The sequence below is a fragment of the Dokdonella sp. genome, assembly GCF_049593775.1.
Lineage (GTDB): Bacteria > Pseudomonadota > Gammaproteobacteria > Xanthomonadales > Rhodanobacteraceae > Dokdonella.
Map to the genome: position 1 here is coordinate 1 of NZ_JBAWHJ010000089.1, position 2,281 is coordinate 2,281.

The 2,281-nt window shown below is 60.1% G+C and carries 3 protein-coding genes; all 3 read right to left on the reverse strand.

The features are described from left to right. Positions 1-103: 103 nt before the first annotated feature. Entirely contained in the window at positions 104-232 is a 129-nt protein-coding gene (locus tag WBP53_RS03055; RefSeq protein ID WP_423925808.1) for a prepilin-type N-terminal cleavage/methylation domain-containing protein, read from the reverse strand. Between the two features lie 226 nt (positions 233-458). Then, complete coding sequence (ispH, locus tag WBP53_RS03060; RefSeq protein ID WP_423925810.1) at positions 459-1,406, reverse strand: 4-hydroxy-3-methylbut-2-enyl diphosphate reductase; 948 nt, start codon at positions 1,404-1,406, stop codon at positions 459-461. Between the two features lie 87 nt (positions 1,407-1,493). Next, complete coding sequence (gene lspA / locus WBP53_RS03065; RefSeq protein ID WP_423925812.1) at positions 1,494-1,985, reverse strand: signal peptidase II; 492 nt, start codon at positions 1,983-1,985, stop codon at positions 1,494-1,496. Between the last annotated feature and the right edge of the window lie 296 nt (positions 1,986-2,281).

Here is a 2,281-nt window from a genome sequence, read left to right on the forward strand (position 1 = left end):
GGGTTACATTGCGACTGCGCGTGATGGCTTCGTTTCTGGCGTAGTTGGATGCACTCAGGAAATCGTTGCCCTGAGTCTTTATCCGATTGTCACGGATCATGGTCTAGAAACTCGGGGCGGCCATGGCGGACAGAATGGCGATGATCGAGATGACGATGATCAATTCGATCAAGCCAAAGCCTCGCCCGCGCCGCGCGGAACCCCGGATTTGGCTGAAACGCTGGAATGGCATGGTTCTCCCCTCGATACCGGACCGGTCTTATGACCGTGAACGTACGGGGCCCCGCTCTATCGGGCAAGCCTGCTGCGCGTGCGAGGTAGGATTTGGCGGATGAGCGGTTGGCTTGGCTTGTGCTCAATTGGAATCGGGATGAAAGCGACTGATGCCAACTGCGCCGCGGAAACCCGGAAACACTGATCGATACCGGCACCACGCCCCACCTGGAACACGGCCCGCTTCAGTCGACGACGTTGATCCGCAGCCCCTTGGGCAGCGCAAACGTGACGTTTTCCGGCTTTCCATCCAGTTCGCGGACTGCGCCGGCGCCCCAACCCTGCAGGCGTTCGATGACGTCCTTGACCAAGCTTTCCGGCGCGGATGCGCCCGCTGTCACGCCGACACGGGTGTCTTCTTGCAGCCATTCTTGACGAATGTCGTCGGCACCGTCGATCAGGTAGGCCGGCACGCCCTGTTTCTCCGCCAGTTCGCGAAGCCTGTTCGAGTTCGAACTGTTGGGCGAGCCCACCACCAGCACGATGTCGCATTGCTGGCCGAGCTCCCGGACGGCATCCTGGCGATTCTGCGTGGCATAACAGATGTCATCGTGGCGAGGACCAACAATGGCCGGAAAATGCTCGCGCAGGGAATCGATCACCGCACGGGTATCGTCGACTGACAAAGTGGTCTGACTGACGTAAGCCAGTTTTTCCGGATGCCTGGGTTGCAGTTTTGCTACGCAATCCGGGGTTTCGACCAGGTAGATCTCGCCCGTGTTGCTGGCGCTCCACTGGCCCATGGTGCCTTCTACCTCGGGATGCCCGGCATGCCCGATCAGAACCACATCCCGGCCCGCCTTGCCGTGGCGCGCCACTTCGATGTGAACCTTGGTGACCAGCGGACACGTGGCGTCGAATACATTCAACCCGCGTCGGCCCGCCTCGTCCCGCACTTCGCGGGAAACGCCATGAGCGCTGAAGATGACGGTCGCGTCATCTGGGACTTCGTCCAGCTCGTCTACGAAAACCGCGCCCCTGTTTCTAAGGGAATCAACCACGTAGCGATTGTGGACGACTTCATGACGCACATAGATCGGCGCTCCGAACGTTTCGAGGGCGCGGTCAACGATTTCGATGGCACGGTCTACACCGGCACAGAAACCGCGAGGATTGGCGAGCAGTACTTGCATGCGGGGCATTATCGCCCAGAGCGGCCAGTCATGGGTGACCTATCGAGCCTGTCGCAACAATGCTGTTCAGCTCGCACCATGGGCGAATCAGGATTTTTCGGTCTTGCCGCCGAACAATCCAAGCAGGATCAGCAGCACGGCACCCACGCTGATCGCCGAATCCGCCACATTGAACGCGGGGAAGTGCCAGTCCCCGTGGAATACATCGACGAAATCGACGACGTGGCCAAAGCGGATACGGTCAATCACGTTGCCAATCGCGCCACCCAGGACCAGAGACAGCGGCAACGCTGTCTTCCAGTCATTGCGAGGAGTGCGCTTCAACCAGACCAGGAGGACGACACTCACTGCAATGGCCAGGACGGTAAAGAACCAGCGCTGCCATCCTCCGGCATCGGAAAGGAAGCTGAAAGCCGCACCTTCGTTGAATGCCAGCGTCCAGTTGAGCAGACCCGCAATTACCGGCATGGAGTCGTGCAACTGGAAATGCTGGAGGACGACCCATTTCGTGATCTGGTCGGCAACGAGTATGAAAACGGAGAGAAGCAGCCAGATCAGGGCATTGGGTCGTGTCGGCATGACTTGAGAGTGCGCGGCAGGAATGGGGTGGGCATGGTACATGGGGAGGCCGGCGGCGTGCCCGAATACGACGCCGATCATTTGAACGCCTGCGCAGGGGTGAGTCTCAGACTCACCCGCTCCTTTCTAGGGCACGGTGAATCAGGAAAAAAGCGGATCGGTCGCAGGGACGCGTGCCCGAAGACGAAACCGATCATTTGAACGCCTGCGTAGGGGTGGGTCTCAGACCCACCCGCTCCTTTTGAGGGCGCGGCGACATGCAAGAGAGCGGGCGGGTCTGAGACCCGCCCCTACGG